At 42.9% G+C, this 15,404-nt stretch carries 14 protein-coding genes; 10 read left to right on the forward strand and 4 right to left on the reverse strand.

Annotation, left to right across the window (positions count from 1 at the left end; translation table 11 throughout):
* Positions 1-105 precede the first annotated feature (105 nt).
* Complete coding sequence (locus tag H6G26_RS14020; RefSeq protein WP_190729838.1) at positions 106-468, forward strand: phage holin family protein; 363 nt, start codon at positions 106-108, stop codon at positions 466-468.
* Between the two features lie 69 nt (positions 469-537).
* Here the strand turns inward: H6G26_RS14020 and psb29 are convergent, their stop codons facing one another.
* Positions 538-1,245: a photosystem II biogenesis protein Psp29 gene (gene psb29, locus H6G26_RS14025; RefSeq protein WP_190729839.1), complete on the reverse strand. Its 708-nt coding sequence runs from the start codon at positions 1,243-1,245 to the stop codon at positions 538-540.
* A 204-nt stretch (positions 1,246-1,449) separates the two neighbouring features.
* Between psb29 and H6G26_RS14030 the strand changes: the two genes are divergently transcribed.
* The gene (locus H6G26_RS14030; RefSeq protein WP_190729840.1) at positions 1,450-2,055 is read left to right on the forward strand and encodes a chromophore lyase CpcT/CpeT; all 606 of its coding nucleotides are present in this window, start codon (positions 1,450-1,452) and stop codon (positions 2,053-2,055) included.
* A gap of 62 nt (positions 2,056-2,117) precedes the next feature.
* Here H6G26_RS14030 and H6G26_RS14035 read toward each other — a convergent pair whose 3' ends face one another.
* On the reverse strand, positions 2,118-2,486 hold the full coding sequence (locus H6G26_RS14035) for an STAS domain-containing protein (RefSeq protein ID WP_190729841.1): 369 nt from the start codon (positions 2,484-2,486) through the stop codon (positions 2,118-2,120).
* 274 nt (positions 2,487-2,760) lie between these two features.
* Entirely contained in the window at positions 2,761-3,804 is a 1,044-nt protein-coding gene (gene hemF / locus H6G26_RS14040) for an oxygen-dependent coproporphyrinogen oxidase (RefSeq protein ID WP_190729842.1), read from the reverse strand.
* 447 nt (positions 3,805-4,251) lie between these two features.
* Here hemF and H6G26_RS14045 point away from each other — a divergent pair, with 447 nt between their 5' ends.
* From H6G26_RS14045 to H6G26_RS14080, 8 genes are all read left to right on the forward strand, one after another.
* Complete coding sequence (locus tag H6G26_RS14045) at positions 4,252-4,776, forward strand: SRPBCC family protein (RefSeq protein ID WP_190729843.1); 525 nt, start codon at positions 4,252-4,254, stop codon at positions 4,774-4,776.
* Between the two features lie 225 nt (positions 4,777-5,001).
* Positions 5,002-6,072, forward strand: coding sequence for an Mrp/NBP35 family ATP-binding protein (locus H6G26_RS14050; protein ID WP_190729844.1), 1,071 nt, complete (start codon positions 5,002-5,004; stop codon positions 6,070-6,072).
* Positions 6,073-6,287: 215 nt separating this feature from the next.
* Positions 6,288-7,601, forward strand: a complete 1,314-nt coding sequence (rodA, locus tag H6G26_RS14055) for a rod shape-determining protein RodA (RefSeq protein WP_190729845.1) — start codon at positions 6,288-6,290, stop codon at positions 7,599-7,601.
* A 211-nt stretch (positions 7,602-7,812) separates the two neighbouring features.
* Complete coding sequence (locus H6G26_RS14060; protein WP_190729846.1) at positions 7,813-8,010, forward strand: NAD(P)H dehydrogenase subunit NdhS; 198 nt, start codon at positions 7,813-7,815, stop codon at positions 8,008-8,010.
* 234 nt (positions 8,011-8,244) lie between these two features.
* A complete protein-coding gene (locus H6G26_RS14065) occupies positions 8,245-8,901 on the forward strand; it encodes an HAS-barrel domain-containing protein (protein WP_190729847.1) in 657 nt (218 codons plus the stop codon).
* A 144-nt stretch (positions 8,902-9,045) separates the two neighbouring features.
* The gene (locus tag H6G26_RS14070; protein ID WP_190729848.1) at positions 9,046-11,184 is read left to right on the forward strand and encodes a cation:proton antiporter; all 2,139 of its coding nucleotides are present in this window, start codon (positions 9,046-9,048) and stop codon (positions 11,182-11,184) included.
* Between the two features lie 586 nt (positions 11,185-11,770).
* Positions 11,771-12,721 carry a UDP-glucuronic acid decarboxylase family protein gene (locus H6G26_RS14075; protein WP_190729849.1) on the forward strand — a complete coding sequence of 317 codons (951 nt, stop codon included), beginning with the start codon at positions 11,771-11,773 and terminating at the stop codon, positions 12,719-12,721.
* Positions 12,722-12,869: 148 nt separating this feature from the next.
* On the forward strand, positions 12,870-14,261 hold the full coding sequence (locus H6G26_RS14080; RefSeq protein ID WP_190729850.1) for a UDP-glucose/GDP-mannose dehydrogenase family protein: 1,392 nt from the start codon (positions 12,870-12,872) through the stop codon (positions 14,259-14,261).
* A gap of 169 nt (positions 14,262-14,430) precedes the next feature.
* Here the strand turns inward: H6G26_RS14080 and H6G26_RS14085 are convergent, their stop codons facing one another.
* Positions 14,431-15,225, reverse strand: a complete 795-nt coding sequence (locus H6G26_RS14085) for a DUF2993 domain-containing protein (protein ID WP_190729851.1) — start codon at positions 15,223-15,225, stop codon at positions 14,431-14,433.
* Between the last annotated feature and the right edge of the window lie 179 nt (positions 15,226-15,404).

Raw genomic sequence — 15,404 nt, forward strand, 5'->3', positions numbered from 1 at the left:
CATTTCTGGTAATTTACAAATAATTGGTTGAGCTTTAAAGATTTTTCCACCGATAAACTAAAGTAATTTATAACCAATTGCCATTCACGTTTCAGGGGTTGTGGCATGAATTTCGTGACGCTTTTAATTGTTTGGGTAGTAACAGCTATCAGCTTGTTGATAATTAGTAAATTACCTTTAGGAGTTGAAATTGATACTCCTGGTAAAGCCTTTCTTTCTGCCGCAGTGCTTGGTATCGTGACGGCAATAGTCAGACCGATTTTAAGTATCGTTTTTGCAGTACCAAATTTACTCACCCTGGACTTGCTATCCGGCATTTTCACATTTATGATTGCCGTAGTTTGTTTTAGTATTGCTGCTTGGTTAGTAGAGGGCTTTCGCTTGCGTTACGGTATTTGGAGTGCTGTTATTGGGGCATTTACGCTGACTATAATTAACAGCTTAATCTATAAGTTATTGGGCGTCTAAAAATTAAAAGTTAGGAGTTGTTCATAACTCCTAACTTTTAATTTTTATCTACCATCTACCATCTCCTAACTATTCGTTAGAACTTGGCGGAGCAACGGTGATGGTTGATTGTTGTTTACGTTGTTCGCGTTTTTTGCGATCGGCTGAGAGCATATCTGCCATCACCACCAGTGCTTGCGCCATCTTCTCTAGGTTAGAACGGTATAGCTCCAAATCCTTGTTGAGTTTATCATCAGAAAGGTGCAAGCCAGCAGCGATCACTTTTAGCGCCTCCGTGAGTTGCTTTTCATCTTTGACTAATTCGGGATCTGACTGTTCCAATAATGAAAATACACCAATTGCGAACAAACGGTTGTATTTAAAGTTAGGATTGTTGGCGATCGCTTGCAGTTGTGCTTGCAAGTCAGCATCTCGATCTAAGTAAGTAGTCTGGCCCAGCCACGCAATTAAATCTTTAACTGGCAAACCTTTAGCTACAGCTTGCAATCTTTCAGCATCCTGTCGATAATGTTGCGGATCTTGTTCTATACCCCGACATAGGGCGTTAAAAATTGATTCTTGATCCCGTTCTGGTTCATAGCCTTGCATGAAGCGGTCAAAAGTAGTGACGACGCCCAAGGCATAAATTGGATTGTAGCTAAAATCGATATTTACTGACAGCAGATGCATTTCCACCATCAATTCTTCTACTACTCGACGATAAATAGTGTTAATCGGACGAGTGTGAAGATTGTAAAAAGTTCGTTTTGTATCAGAGACAGTACGGACGTTATTCACAAAGAAAATGTTAAGGGCAACGTATCTCTATTTTCTCGCTTAAAGGCTACTTTGCCAAGTTTAGCTTTTGACTGGTGACGGTTTCATTTACAATATAGACAAATCAAAAGTATTTTATAAGCTGGTAGCCACAGGGGATAAGACGGTTTATTCCAAAAAAACTAGCCAAAAATTTTTATCCTTAATGATTCGTTTATTGCATTTATGAACTTCTCGCCACAGTTAATTGCTTTAGGTGAGTACCTAGCTGGTGAATTTGATAATCAGGAACAAGCCATAGCAGAACCAGCTTGGTATGTCCACCTGTGCCTGTGGCAAAGACCAGTTAATCTGTTTACAGAAGATAGCATCACACTGTTTGCCGAACAGGCTAACGTCATTAACCGAGATCAACCTTACCGTCAGCGAATTATGCGGTTGCGCCAGTGCAGCAACTCTGATGCATCTCTGGAAGTACAATATTATATGCCTCAAGATCCAGATGCATTAAGAGGCGCAGGTAATAACCCTGCTCTACTGAACACACTGACACCCGAACAATTAGATTTACTACCAGGTTGCATCCTAACAGTTACGCACGAAAGACAAGCAGGCGATCGCTATAAGTTTACTGCTACCCCACTACCAGAAAATCGTTGCAGCTTTACTTATCTTGGAAATAGCATCTTTGTTTCTTTGGGATTTGAAGCCACTGCGATAGAATTTCACAGCTACGACAAAGGAATTGATCCAGCAACTGGAAAAGCAACTTGGGGAGCGATTATGGGGCCTTATCGCTACACCAAGCAAAATCAGTATTTAATAAAATAAACTGATGAATCATAAGTTACGAGTTATGAAGTTTCAATTAACTCCTAACTTCTAACTCTTTTTTAGCTAGCGATGCTACGAGGTACACCTTCTAAAGCTTCCTCTTCTGTTTCAAAGATTTCAAAGACAGTATCCATCATCGTTACTTCAAACACGAGTTTGGCTTCTGGGTGTACATTGCAGATGCGGAAACTGCCCTTAACTTTATCAGCATCACGCATTCCAGCCACCAAAGACGTAAGACCAGAACTATCAATAAAATTTACCTGAGCCAGATTTACAACTACATGGCGGCTGAGTTTGGAAATACACTCCTGTAATTTCAGGCGGAATTGCCAAGCAGTGGTAATGTCTAAGCGACCTGTTGGCGTCAGGACAATAACGGTATTTCCGTCTTGGGTTGTATAACTTTTTTGCTCTATATGAATCACTAAAGCCCTCCCCGTGGCATTTCTCTTAAAATTAGCTACTTACAGAATTGTCTAATGCTGTCACTTGAGATTAACAAGCTATAGCTAAAACTGTCACCTTTTTCTGCTAAGTGCTTACCTTTGGTAGTTTAACTCACCAAAATAGTACTGAGTAGTAAGTTTAAATGGGGAGTGGAGAGCAGGGAGCAGGAAGCAGGGAGAAGATTTTTCCCCTCTGCCCCCCGCACCCCGCCCCCCTGCCTCTTTTCCATACCCAATCCCTAATCCCCAGTTCCTATTGAGGTGATGTCCAGTTGATCCAATCTTGAGGCTTAAGGAAAGTTTCATACAACTCGGCCTCGGGGGAATTGGGTTCTGGTTGATAGCCGTATTCCCAGCGCACTAAGGGTGGTAAAGACATGAGAATTGATTCAGTGCGTCCGTTAGTTTGTAGACCAAAAATAGTGCCTCGGTCATAAACCAAGTTAAATTCTACATACCGTCCCCGGCGGTAGAGTTGAAAATTTCGTTGGCGATCGCCATACTCCATCCCATTGCGCCGTTCTACAATTGGTACGTAGGCTGGTAAAAATGCTTTGCCACAGTCTTGCACAAAGGCAAACAAATCTTCCCAATTGCGGGTTTCTGGTGTTCCCACCTGGTTGCTATAAGTAGCCGCTTCCCCATTGGGATTTGGCCCACGATATAGACCACCTTGACCATCTTGGTAATCGAAAAACAGACCACCTACACCCCGTGTCTCATCACGATGCTTGAGGTAAAAATATTCGTCACACCACCGCTTAAATACTGGGTAATACTCTGGGTGGTGTTGGTCACAAGCTTGTTTTAATGTTTTGTGTAGATGTGCTGCATCTTCAGCAAAAGGGTAATAAGGCGTCAAGTCAAGACCGCCACCAAACCACCAAACTGGCCCCGCTTCAAAGTAGCGATAATTTAGATGAACTGTGGGTACATAAGGATTGTGAGGATGTAACACCATTGAAGTACCCGTAGCATAGAAGCCATGCCCTGCGGCTTCCGGGCGTTGGGCTAAAATTGAGGCTGGCAAGTGGGAACCCCAAACTTCAGAAAAATTTACACCTGCTTGTTCAAATATTGCACCTTCTCGCAGCACGCGCGATCGCCCTCCACCTCCTTCTGGGCGTTCCCAACTATCTTCATGAAACTTACCCACACCATCTAGTTTTGCCAATGATTCGGAAATTTCGTCTTGCAGTTGTTTCATAAACTGACTGACTCTAGTCTGAGCGTCAGGTACTGGTAAAGACTTGAATGATTCTGCTGGTACAGTTGGTATTTGCGAGTTGGTCAACATAGATTCCCGAACCTAAATTACAATTTCTAGAAAGCCACAAATTTCTTATCTTAAAATTTGGGGGAAATACGCGCCAACAATCAAGCTCTATTTGCCCAACCCGCTTTTTCTTACTGGTTAAGCATTTATACGATTGATGGGCATCACTAGAGTTATTTTCCCTCAAATACGTATAGGCTTGTATATTGACTGAGTTTTTTTTGAAATTCTTAATTGGAACATTCTGGTATAAACAGTAGACTTTAGTCGTAACCTGGAAGTATCAAGGGTTTGACTGGCCTGTTAAAAGCTTCTTTGCCTTATTATGTTGGCTGTTGGCGTCTTTGCCGAATCGTAGCTGGCTATATTTAAAGCATTTCTGAGAAAGTTTTAATTTAGGATTTAAGCATAGTTGCCCACAATACCAGAGTTACCAGAAAGTGTCTAGCGAGGAGGAGGATTAGGAAAATGCAATATTGGTTATCCAAATTCATCCACCGCAAACGTCGTCGGTTTTGCGCTTCTCTGGTGCGAACGTATAGAGAGATTAGTTCTGCCTCTGTAGATGAACTGTGGCAAAAAGTCGCTGACTTAACGGATGTTTCCTGGCATCCACTACTTAAGAGTACTAACGTACCCTACGGATTAGTACCCAAACCAGGATTGATTTTTCATGCTGTAACACGCTTTTCACCGATTCCCATCCGTATTTTTGTGGAACGCGTCAATCATAAAGAGATGCTGAGTATCCGAGTGCTGGCGATTCCTGGGATAGAGGAACGGGTAACTTATCAAGTAGAGTCAACGGTTTGTGGTACTTGCCTGTCTTATTCTGTAACGCTACGCGGATGGTTATCGCCCCTGATTTGGTCTTTATCCCGTCCTTATGCAGACCGCGTAGCACGGTCTTTAGTAGAGGCGGTAGAAAAGACGGCATTGCCAGCGGTATCTGGTAAGAAAAAATCTCTTAATGACAGTTGTTTTGATTTTTAGGCAAAGGGGATTGGGGGCAAGAAGAATAACTTATGGCTAATGACTAATACCCAATTCCCAATACCCAAAGAAAGTTAAGATTCTATTAGGTAATAATGCCATTTACTAAGTTTTATTACGGCAGTAACAGTGAAAACACTCAGCTGACCTTGCTTAAGAAAGCGTCTAGTTAATAGCTAAGATGTTCTCCGCAACTGTATTTATTCATTTTGAATTTGAATTTTTATGTACGATGTTCTCGATTCTCGCTCTGTCTTAGAAGTATTGCGACCAGTGGAAGACCCAGAACTCCGCAAAAGTCTGGTGGAACTGAATATGATTCGTAACGTGAAAACTGACGGTGGCAAGGTTAGTTTTACATTGGTGTTGACTACTCCCGCCTGTCCTTTACGTGAATTTATTGTTGAAGACTGTAAGAAAGCTGTCAAAAAGCTACCAGGCGTTATAGATGTCAGTATAGAAGTGACGGCAGAAACACCGCAACAGAAAAGTTTGCCCGATCGCACTGGTATTTCTGGGGTGAAAAATATCATTGCTGTTTCCAGTGGCAAAGGTGGCGTTGGTAAAAGTACGGTAGCGGTGAATGTAGCAGTGGCTCTAGCCCAAACTGGAGCGAAAGTCGGCTTGCTAGATGCTGATATCTATGGCCCCAATGACCCCACCATGCTAGGTCTAGCTGATGCCCAAATTTCAGTACGTTCCACTGAAACAGGTGACATCCTAGAACCTGCTTTTAATCACGGCGTCAAATTAGTTTCAATGGGCTTTTTGATTGACCGAGATCAGCCAGTAATTTGGCGGGGGCCGATGCTCAATGGTGTAATTCGCCAGTTTCTCTATCAAGTGCAATGGGGAGAACTGGATTATTTGATTGTAGATATGCCACCGGGAACAGGCGATGCTCAGTTAACTTTAACCCAAGCAGTGCCCATGGCAGGGGCGGTAATTGTCACTACACCGCAAAACGTAGCCCTGTTAGATTCTCGCAAGGGATTGCGGATGTTCCAGCAGATGAATGTCCCGGTATTGGGAATCGTAGAAAATATGAGCTATTTTATACCCCCCGATCAACCAGATAAGCAGTATGACATCTTTGGTTCCGGTGGTGGTTCTAAAACAGCTGCTGAATTGGGAGTGCCACTGTTGGGGTGCGTACCTCTAGAGATTTCCACACGAGTTGGCGGTGACAGTGGTGTGCCGATAGTTGTCGGTGATCCAGATTCAGCTTCAGCAAAAGCATTAACTGCGATCGCTCTTACCATTGCTGGTAAAGTATCAGTTGCTGCCTTGACATAATTAATTTTAATTTCAATCTTCTTCCTGGGCTAGAGCTTGGGAATAATAGGGATTGGGGATTGCGGATAAGGGAGATGAGGAAGCAGGGGAGACAAGGGGACAAGAGGTGAGAACTTGAAACAAGTCTTTCCCCTTGTCCCCAATTCTCCTTGTCCCCATGCCCAATTCCCAATGCCCAACACTTAAATCTAAAAGCTAAAATCTAAACTGGCAAAATGTTATTAAAACGATCGCTCCCCAAAATTCGCTGGAAGTCTTGGGTTAAGCCCTGGCAGAATGTAGATTGGCTATTATTTTGTTTGCCAATTGCTGTCAGTATCTTTGGTGGACTCATGATTCTCAGTACGGAACTGAAGCAGCCAGTAACTGACTGGTGGTGGCACTGGATGGTAGCGGGTATCGGCGTGCTTATAGCCCTGTTTTTATCTCGTATCCGTTATGAAGTTTTAATGCAGTGGCACTGGGTAACATACGCACTAACGAACTTCAGCTTAATTGCTGTGATGATTGCTGGCACTAGCGCCAAAGGGGCACAGAGGTGGATTCCTATTGCTGGTTTCAATGTCCAACCCTCTGAATTTGCCAAAGTCGGCATGATTATCACCTTAGCAGCTTTGCTACATAGGCGTACAGCTTCTAACCTCGAAGGTGTTTTCCGCGTTCTGGCAATCACCGCTATACCTTGGGGATTAATATTTTTACAGCCAGATTTAGCAACATCACTGGTATTTGGTGCGATCGTTTTAGGAATGCTGTACTGGGCAAATGCTAACCCAGGCTGGTTAATTCTGATGATTTCTCCTGTGGTTGCCGCAATTTTGTTTAGTATTTCTTGGCCTTTAGCAGAGCCGATAGTTTTATTCAAAGAACTATCTTTTGGCCCATTAGGGATAGTTTGGTCAGTGGTGATGGCTATTGTGGGCTGGCAAACTCTTCCCTGGCGTCGATTTGGTTTAGGTGCTATCGGTGCATGGACTCTTAATATACTAGGTGGCGAATTAGGAGTCTTCGCTTGGAACCATATTTTGAAAGAATATCAAAAAGATCGGCTAACTGTATTCATGAACCCCGATCACGATCCACTCGGTGCTGGATATCACCTAATTCAATCTCGCATTGCTATTGGTGCTGGTGAAATTTGGGGATGGGGTCTGTTCAAAGGGCCAATGACGCAACTGAATTTTGTACCTGAACAGCATACAGACTTTATTTTCTCCGCAGTGGGGGAAGAATTCGGTTTTGTTGGTTGTTTAGTAGTGCTGTTTGTCTTCTGCTTAATTTGCTTCCGTCTACTGCATATTGCCCAAACCGCCAAAGATAACTTTGGTTCCTTGTTGGCTATTGGGGTTTTATCCATGATTGTGTTTCAACTAATTGTGAACGTTGGGATGACAGTTGGTTTAGCGCCTGTGGCAGGCATTCCCCTACCTTGGATGAGTTATGGGCGTTCTGCTATGCTGACCAACTTCATTTCCTTGGGAATAGTAGAATCGGTAGCAAATTTTCGACAAAAGCAGAAGTATTATTGATTCGTCATTAGTCATTAGTCATTTGTCCTTTGCTAATGACTTTTCGGGTGATGCTCGTACCTCTCTACGAGACGCTGCGCGAACGCTACCGCTACGCTAGCCTCTCGCGAGTGGGAGAAGACCGCACTGGCTCACCAATGACAAATGACAAATGACAAATGACTATTAACAAGTATTAAGCTATTAAAAGGAAACAAGCGAGGCTAAAAACATGATTCTGCCTGGAGCAACTGTTCGCGTCAAGAATCCCGCAGATACCTATTATCGCTCCGAAGGACTCGTGCAACGGGTGAGTGATGGCAAGGTAGCCGTATTATTTGAAGGTGGTAACTGGGATAAATTAATTACCTTCCGCCTGAGCGAATTGGAACTCGTAGAGACTACAGCCGGACGTAAAAAAGCCAAATAAAATTAGTCATTAGTCATTTGCCCTTTGTCATTTGGCAAAAACTAATGACTAATGACCCTTAAGGGTGACGCTTATGCCTCTCTACGAGACGCTGCGCGAACGCTAGCGCTGCGCTAACGCCAGTCACTCATGGGGGAAACCCCCTTTCTCTACGAGACGCTCCGCGAAGGCGCTAGCCTCTCACGAGTGGGAGAAGACCGCGCTGGCTCACCAATGACTAATGACTAAATTATTATGCGCCTCCCCTTACCACAATTTGCCACTGGCGATCGCCATCCCAATCACATTGCGGAGGTGATTGAGACTACCAGTACTGAATTTTTAGCTCAGTGTTTGGAACCAGAGGATTTGAGCTTTCCTTCTATGCCGCCCTTTGGTAGTTGGGTCTGTTCTGTAGACGAAGAATCGGGTAATCAAGTTTATGCTGTGGTATATTATGCCACTACTATGCCAATAGATTCCGTACACCGGGCCAGAGCTTTGGGGCTGTCATTACAAGACTTACGCGAAGAACAACCCCAGATATTTGCCATGTTGAGAACAGAATTTAGAGCTGCGATCGTCGGATTTGAACTATCTTCGCAAAATCAAAGTTATAACCAAAGAGTATATCAATATCTACCACCCCGTCCCCCGCAAATTCATCAAGCTGTTTATCGATGTGAATCAGAAGCTATCATTAAATTTACTGAAGAACTAGATTTTTTGCGAACATTGCTTTGTATTAACGGTGCGCCAGTCGAGTCTTTGACCGCAGCAGCCATTCGAGATATATACCAGTTACGCAAAGCTGACCGAGAATGGCTAATTAAAGCTGGACGTAGCCTGAGTGTGCTACTCAAAGATGACTACGATCGCTTGCGGTTCATTTTGAGCCAAATCCATCCGTAGGTAGTTAGTTCTTAAACAATTACCTAGTTAGTGTAAGTTAATATTTTTAATTTTTCCTCAGGTGGCTTCTCCATCCATTTATATCGATTAAGCGATGCCCTTAAGGTAATCGCTGTTTTACCATAGCCCCTTCAATTCCTACCTATGGAACTCATATCACAAGTTCTTGTTCTGGAACCAACTTCCCAAGTTCTTGGCAAAGAACCAATTGTTCCCTTTGCTATTTTGCTGGTGGTCATCTTAGTTATACCCATCATGTTTGAGCGACTAAGATTACCAGGATTACTGGGCTTGGTTTTCTCAGGGCTGGTACTTGGTCCCTCAGGCTGGAATCTATTTCAGTCTGACTCGCCGATGATTAACCTGCTATCAGAAATTGGGTTAATTTACTTGCTGTTTGTCGCAGGGCTAGAAGTTGATCTAAAACAGTTTCGCCAGCAAAAAACCCGCGCCTTTGGGTTTGCCAGCTTAACTTTCACTGTACCCCTGGTGATGGGAACCTTACTAGGGCTGATTTTAGGCTATGGCTGGAATACTTCGATCTTAATTGGCTCTTTATTTGCTTCCTATAACCTTTTGGCATATCCCATAATCAGTCGTTTGGGAGTAGTAAACAACGAAGCTGTTACTGTCACCATTGGAGCTAAGATTTTTACAGATATTAGCGCAGTGCTGATCTTAGCTGTTTGTGTAGCTATGGCTGATGATAGGGCATTCAGCTTTGCTGAACTACTCACCTTGTCCGGTCGGTTAACTATTTACTCTGTTGCCGTTGTTACAGGCTTTGATTGGGCAGGCAAAGAATTTTTCAAACGGTCTGGAGACGATGAAGGAAACAAGTTTTTGTTTGTGTTGCTTTCTGTGTTTCTGGCGGCTGTGGGCGCTCAATTGATTGGGATAGAAAAAATTGTTGGTGCTTTTTTAGCGGGTTTGGCGGTAAATGAAGCTGTAGGAGAAGGACTAGTCAAAGAAAAAGTGGTATTTATTGGCAGTGTGCTATTTATTCCCATTTTCTTTGTTGATCTGGGTTTACTGATCAATCTACCCGCCTTTGTGAATAACCTGGACACGCTCAAGTTAACGCTGTTGATGATAATCGGTTTGATTGGCAGTAAATTGGTTGCAGCTTTGTTCACAAAACTGATTTACCGCTATAACTGGCAAGAAATGCTAACCATGTGGTCGCTATCACTTCCTCAAGTTGGTACAACATTAGCAGCAACGTTAGTGGGATACCGGGCTGGGTTGCTGCCACTAGAAGTATTACACAGCGTCATTGTCTTAATGGCTGTCACATCAACCTTGGGGCCGTTGATGACTAGTAGAATAGCTGTTGGTTTGAATTCATCACCAGCCGAAGAGCCAGCACCACCCTTACCTGACCAAAACGCACCAAGAACAAACAGTGCTTTTACTATAATCGTACCTGTGTATAATCCTCACACCGAGCAGTATTTGATTGAAATGGCGGCGTTATTAGCGCGTCAATCTAAGGGCAAAATTATACCACTTGCGATCGCTAATGCTGCTGCTCAGATGGATGCACCTCAGTTAGAAGCTTCTCTAAAACGAAGTGAGCAGTTATTAACTAAAGCCACAGTATACAGTCGAGTATTGGGTATGGCCGCAGAGCCAGTGCTGCGAATTGATGATGCTTTTGCTCAAGGAATTAGCAGAGCTGCTCGTGAACAAAAGGCTAATTTAATTGTTATGGGTTGGGGTAAACGGACTGGGTTGCGAGCGCGTTTATTTGGGAATGTGATTGATGGTGTACTTTGGGCATCCCATTGTCCAGTAGCGGTGACACGTTTAGTAGAATCACCAAAAAAAATTCAGCGTATCTTAGTACCAGTAGAAAACTTAACAGCACCTACATTACAGCCTGTACAATTTGCCCAAATGCTGGCAGAGGCAAATCAGAGCCACATTACTGTACTGAATGTGTGCGATCGCCGCACTAGTTCGAGTAAAATTGCTTGGAGGCGATCGCATCTCTCACTACTAGTATCTAATTTAGCTTTGGCCAATACCCCAGAAATTCAAATTATTGCTCATGAAAATGTTGCCCAAGCAATTTTACAGGCAGCACGATTATATGATTTAGTCGTTTTACCTTTTATACGTAATCGTACTAGCCCTGGAGGATTAGCCATTAGTGATGTCACAACTCAGTTAGCCAGACAACTTACCTGCTCCATTGTCATGCTTGGAGAACCGCAACACACTCAAACCACAAATGTAGTTATGTCTAACACGGTTACCAGCATTACGTCTGCTGTATGATATGAAGCATAGTTAAGTTCACTTACGTGGAATTAGGCTACTCGTTGGTATATTCTGCCAGAAGCATCGCATTGACAAAAATCTTTGCAACAAATGAATCGCCTATAGGAATATACAGATGTACGCTCCTAAAAACTTATGTATTTATAGCAGGAATTTCATTTCGTGAAATGATATGAGCCTCTGCAATTAAATACAAAATGAAATGTTGTTAAATGCGACAACTTGACTATTACAAAAATATCGGTAATGGTAAGACCTTGAAGTGCAAAGAGGTCAGCCTATTTATGCATCCAACTAAAAATAGTAATAACTGCAAAAACACTTTATATTGTTGAAGATTTGATGAATTTTAGGTGGAAAACCGACATTTTTTAGACAATGTTTGTTATTTTTTTACTAGTGAAATTGTTAAGTAACCAAGTAAAAATATAATAAAAATATAACTGTAGGGAAATAGGTAAGTTCAACAACACTTTTTGATTAAACTTTGTTCTTTTTTGAGTTTTGTATTTTGCCCCCAAGCTGGGTAATCTAAAAGTAAGTGCAATAGCTACTGAAAATATTTGTAAGTAACTAGGAAACTATGAGAATTTTGGTGACGGGCGGTGCTGGGTTTATTGGTTCCCATCTCATCGACCGATTAATGGCTGATGGGCATGAATTAATATGCTTGGATAATTTTTACACTGGTCACAAACGGAACATTCTTAAATGGTTAGGTCATCCGTACTTTGAACTGATCCGCCATGATATTACCGAACCAATTCGGTTAGAAGTGGATCAAATTTATCATTTAGCTTGTCCTGCCTCACCAGTACATTACCAGTACAACCCAGTTAAAACCGTTAAAACTAACGTGATGGGAACACTCAATATGTTGGGGCTGGCTAAACGTGTGAAAGCTAGGTTTTTCTTGGCTTCAACCAGTGAAGTATATGGTGATCCAGAAGTTCATCCCCAAACTGAAGAGTATCGGGGTAGCGTCAATCCTATTGGGATACGTTCATGCTACGACGAAGGTAAAAGAATTGCTGAGACACTAGCATTTGATTATTATAGGCAAAATAAAGTTGATATTCGGGTTGTTCGGATATTCAACACCTATGGGCCGAGAATGTTAGAAAATGATGGTCGGGTAGTGAGCAACTTTATAGTTCAAGCCTTGCGGGGTAATCCTTTAACCGTGTACGGTGATGGTTCGCAAACTCGCAGTTTCTGCTATGTTTCCGATTTAGTAGAAGGGTTCATCCGCCTAATGAATAGCGACTACGTTGGCCCAGTCAACCTGGGCAATCCTGGTGAATATACAATTTTACAATTGGCACAAGCTGTGCAAAATATGATTAACCCGGACGCGCAGATTAAATTTGAAGCGCTACCTTCGGACGATCCCCGGCGTCGCCAGCCTGATATCACAAAGGCAAAGACTTGGTTAAATTGGGAACCCACCATTCCTCTGCAAGAGGGATTAAAACTAACAATAGAAGATTTTCGCGCTCGCATTGAAAGCGATCTAAATAATTCAGCCACCTAAGCAGCAGCTAGCGTTGCTCTAAATTTTCATGCAGGCTCGCCCTATCGGTACCTAGTATGCTTATTGGCTGAGTTTACTGCCAGTGTCCAAGTGTCATCTTGATACTTCTTTTTGAAGACTAACCCCAAAAAAAGTGAGGATTTAAAAAATGCGTGTTTGCGTGATTGGTACTGGTTACGTTGGTTTAGTTACAGGTGCTTGCTTGGCTCATATTGGGCATGATGTAATTTGCGTAGACAACAACGAAGAAAAAGTTAAGTTAATGAAGTCTGGGCAGTCGCCAATTTTTGAGCCGGGACTTTCAGAAATTATCCAGTCTGCCATTCAAACAGAGAAAATTCATTTTACTAGCGATCTCGCTGCTGGAGTTTCCCACGGCGAAATTCTGTTTATTGCTGTGGGAACGCCACCTTTACCCACGGGTGAAAGTGATACTCGTTATGTTGAAGCTGTAGCCCGTGGGATTGGGGAAAATCTCAACGGTGGTTATAAAGTCATAGTGAATAAATCTACAGTACCCATTGGCTCAGGTGACTGGGTGCGGATGCTTGTTCTAGATGGTGTTGCTGAACGGCAGAAAATATTAGTACCCGCAGGAGGGGTTCCGAGTAATGAAAAATTACCTGAGTTTGCAGCCGAGTTTGATGTAATTAGCAATCCAGAGTTTTTGCGCGAAGGTTCGGCAGTTCACGACACCTTCAACCCCGATCGCATTGTACTAGGAGGCAATAGTCAAAGAGCAGTAGCCTTAATGCGGCAACTTTATGCCCCAATTGTGGAACGCAAGTACGCTGAGGATCAATCTTTACCCCCTGTGCCAATTCTGGCAACAGACCTGAGTTCGGCGGAGATGATTAAATACGCCGCTAATGCCTTTTTAGCCACTAAGATTAGTTTTATTAACGAAGTTGCTAATATTTGCGATCGCGTCGGTGCTGATGTCACCCAAGTAGCTAGAGGTATCGGTCTAGACTCCCGTATTGGTAACAAATTTTTACAAGCTGGTATTGGTTGGGGTGGTTCTTGTTTCCCCAAAGATGTCTCCGCCCTGATTCACACTGCTGATGATTATGGCTATGAAGCTCAATTACTCAAAGCTGCTGTCAGTGTCAACGAACGCCAGCGATTGATTGCTTTAGAAAAACTCCAAAAAGTTCTGAAAATTCTCAAAGGCAAAACAATTGGGCTACTCGGACTGACCTTCAAGCCCGATACTGACGACTTGCGCGACGCCCCAGCCCTCAACCTAATTGAGCAGCTCAACCGATTGGGAGCCAAAGTTAAAGCCTTTGACCCGATTGTTTCTCAAACAGGTTTACGTCATGGGCTTTCTGGGGTGCTAGTAGAAACCGATGCCGAAAGACTAGCTGATGGCTGCGATGCCTTGGTACTTGTCACCGAATGGCAGCAGTTCAGCACTCTTGACTATGTGAAGATGGCAAAATTGATGACCAACCCTGTTATCATCGACGGTCGTAACTTTCTCGACCCTGAAGTAATGATCCGGGCTGGATTCCAATATGTAGGGGTGGGAAGATAGAAAGTTAAAAGTTAGGAGTCATCAATAAAAATTAATTACAACCCATAATCAATAACTCCTAACTTCCTTCAAAACCTAAAGATTTAAACTACCGCCTAGAATACTCTAGGCGGTATTTAATTTGTTTAAAGCTTTACTTTACTTTGTGTTTTTACGTGATAATTTAATGTCAAGCGCTATGTGGAATACGTTCGATTTCAGCATATCCACTGAAAATAAGTTTTTGACCTTCAGTTTCCAATCGATTGAGCCGCATTTTTACTCCATCAAGGTCAAAACGATCCAAATCGACCATATTATCTAAAATTTCTACCAACGCCACACTCAAGGTTTGCGAGATTTCCCTTTGTGCTTCTGGCACTTGATCAAGTTGGATTTTCGGATCTTTGAAAGAAACCCGCCGCCGCCTTTCAATGGCTATAGTTAAAATCATGCTCAGGGGTACGAGTTCGCCATTATTTAAATCTGCTTTTGCTACAAGCTGTAAGCGATTTTCCGGCAATAGCTGTATCTCAACTTCCGTAAAGGAGACTGGTTCACCGCCAGATAATTCTGTCAGTGATGGTACGGTGAGGTTAAGCAGGCGCTTTTTCACCAGTTCCGCGTTAAAGGCTTGGTTTATGCCTGCTTCTGATAAAATTACTTGTGCGACCGCTTGAGTAGGTTGCTTGAGACTGAGTTTGCCACTTAAGACCGAGCCGAAGTCAATGGCAACCGCATCGGTTTCAAAAGACATTTCCTCTACCGCGAAATCTTTCCGAATCACCAAGCCACGACCGCTCATTTTGAAGCTATCAATGCTGCCTTGCAACAGTTTGCTGGAGGGATAGCAGCGCACAAAGACTTCTACTGACTCGCTTTGGGTAAACAGGTGGCGAATCGTTTGGCTGGCGACCGTGTTGAGCATCCGCTCTCCCCAATCTGTGCCTTTAGGATTTTGTAAACCAGTAAGTCCGCCGAACATGTGGTTTTTAGTCTCTAGAAGTTCTTTGTACTTTTGTAACAAACTGTGAAGAATACAGCAAGCGATCCCGTGATTAATTGTACTGATAGGTAGACATAGGATGACTGATGGTTAACATCTTTATGTATTAAATACTACAAAATCATTTAAGTAGGGAGAACGTCGCAGCATTCATAGCA

The sequence above is a fragment of the Nostoc sp. FACHB-888 genome, assembly GCF_014696655.1.
Taxonomy (GTDB): Bacteria; Cyanobacteriota; Cyanobacteriia; order Cyanobacteriales; family Nostocaceae; genus Nostoc.

What these genes read in the sequence shown, in the direction of transcription:
- rodA (WP_190729845.1), top strand. Translation starts at nt 6,288, where the DNA reads ATGTTATTAAAACGATCGCTCCCCAAAATTCGCTGGAAGTCTTGGGTT.
- H6G26_RS14030 (WP_190729840.1), top strand. Translation starts at nt 1,450, where the DNA reads ATGAACTTCTCGCCACAGTTAATTGCTTTAGGTGAGTACCTAGCTGGT.
- hemF (WP_190729842.1), bottom strand. Translation starts at nt 3,804, where the DNA reads ATGTTGACCAACTCGCAAATACCAACTGTACCAGCAGAATCATTCAAG.
- H6G26_RS14075 (WP_190729849.1), top strand. Translation starts at nt 11,771, where the DNA reads ATGAGAATTTTGGTGACGGGCGGTGCTGGGTTTATTGGTTCCCATCTC.
- H6G26_RS14050 (WP_190729844.1), top strand. Translation starts at nt 5,002, where the DNA reads ATGTACGATGTTCTCGATTCTCGCTCTGTCTTAGAAGTATTGCGACCA.
- H6G26_RS14070 (WP_190729848.1), top strand. Translation starts at nt 9,046, where the DNA reads ATGGAACTCATATCACAAGTTCTTGTTCTGGAACCAACTTCCCAAGTT.
- H6G26_RS14065 (WP_190729847.1), top strand. Translation starts at nt 8,245, where the DNA reads ATGCGCCTCCCCTTACCACAATTTGCCACTGGCGATCGCCATCCCAAT.
- H6G26_RS14060 (WP_190729846.1), top strand. Translation starts at nt 7,813, where the DNA reads ATGATTCTGCCTGGAGCAACTGTTCGCGTCAAGAATCCCGCAGATACC.
- H6G26_RS14085 (WP_190729851.1), bottom strand. Translation starts at nt 15,225, where the DNA reads ATGTTCGGCGGACTTACTGGTTTACAAAATCCTAAAGGCACAGATTGG.
- H6G26_RS14045 (WP_190729843.1), top strand. Translation starts at nt 4,252, where the DNA reads ATGCAATATTGGTTATCCAAATTCATCCACCGCAAACGTCGTCGGTTT.
- H6G26_RS14020 (WP_190729838.1), top strand. Translation starts at nt 106, where the DNA reads ATGAATTTCGTGACGCTTTTAATTGTTTGGGTAGTAACAGCTATCAGC.
- H6G26_RS14080 (WP_190729850.1), top strand. Translation starts at nt 12,870, where the DNA reads ATGCGTGTTTGCGTGATTGGTACTGGTTACGTTGGTTTAGTTACAGGT.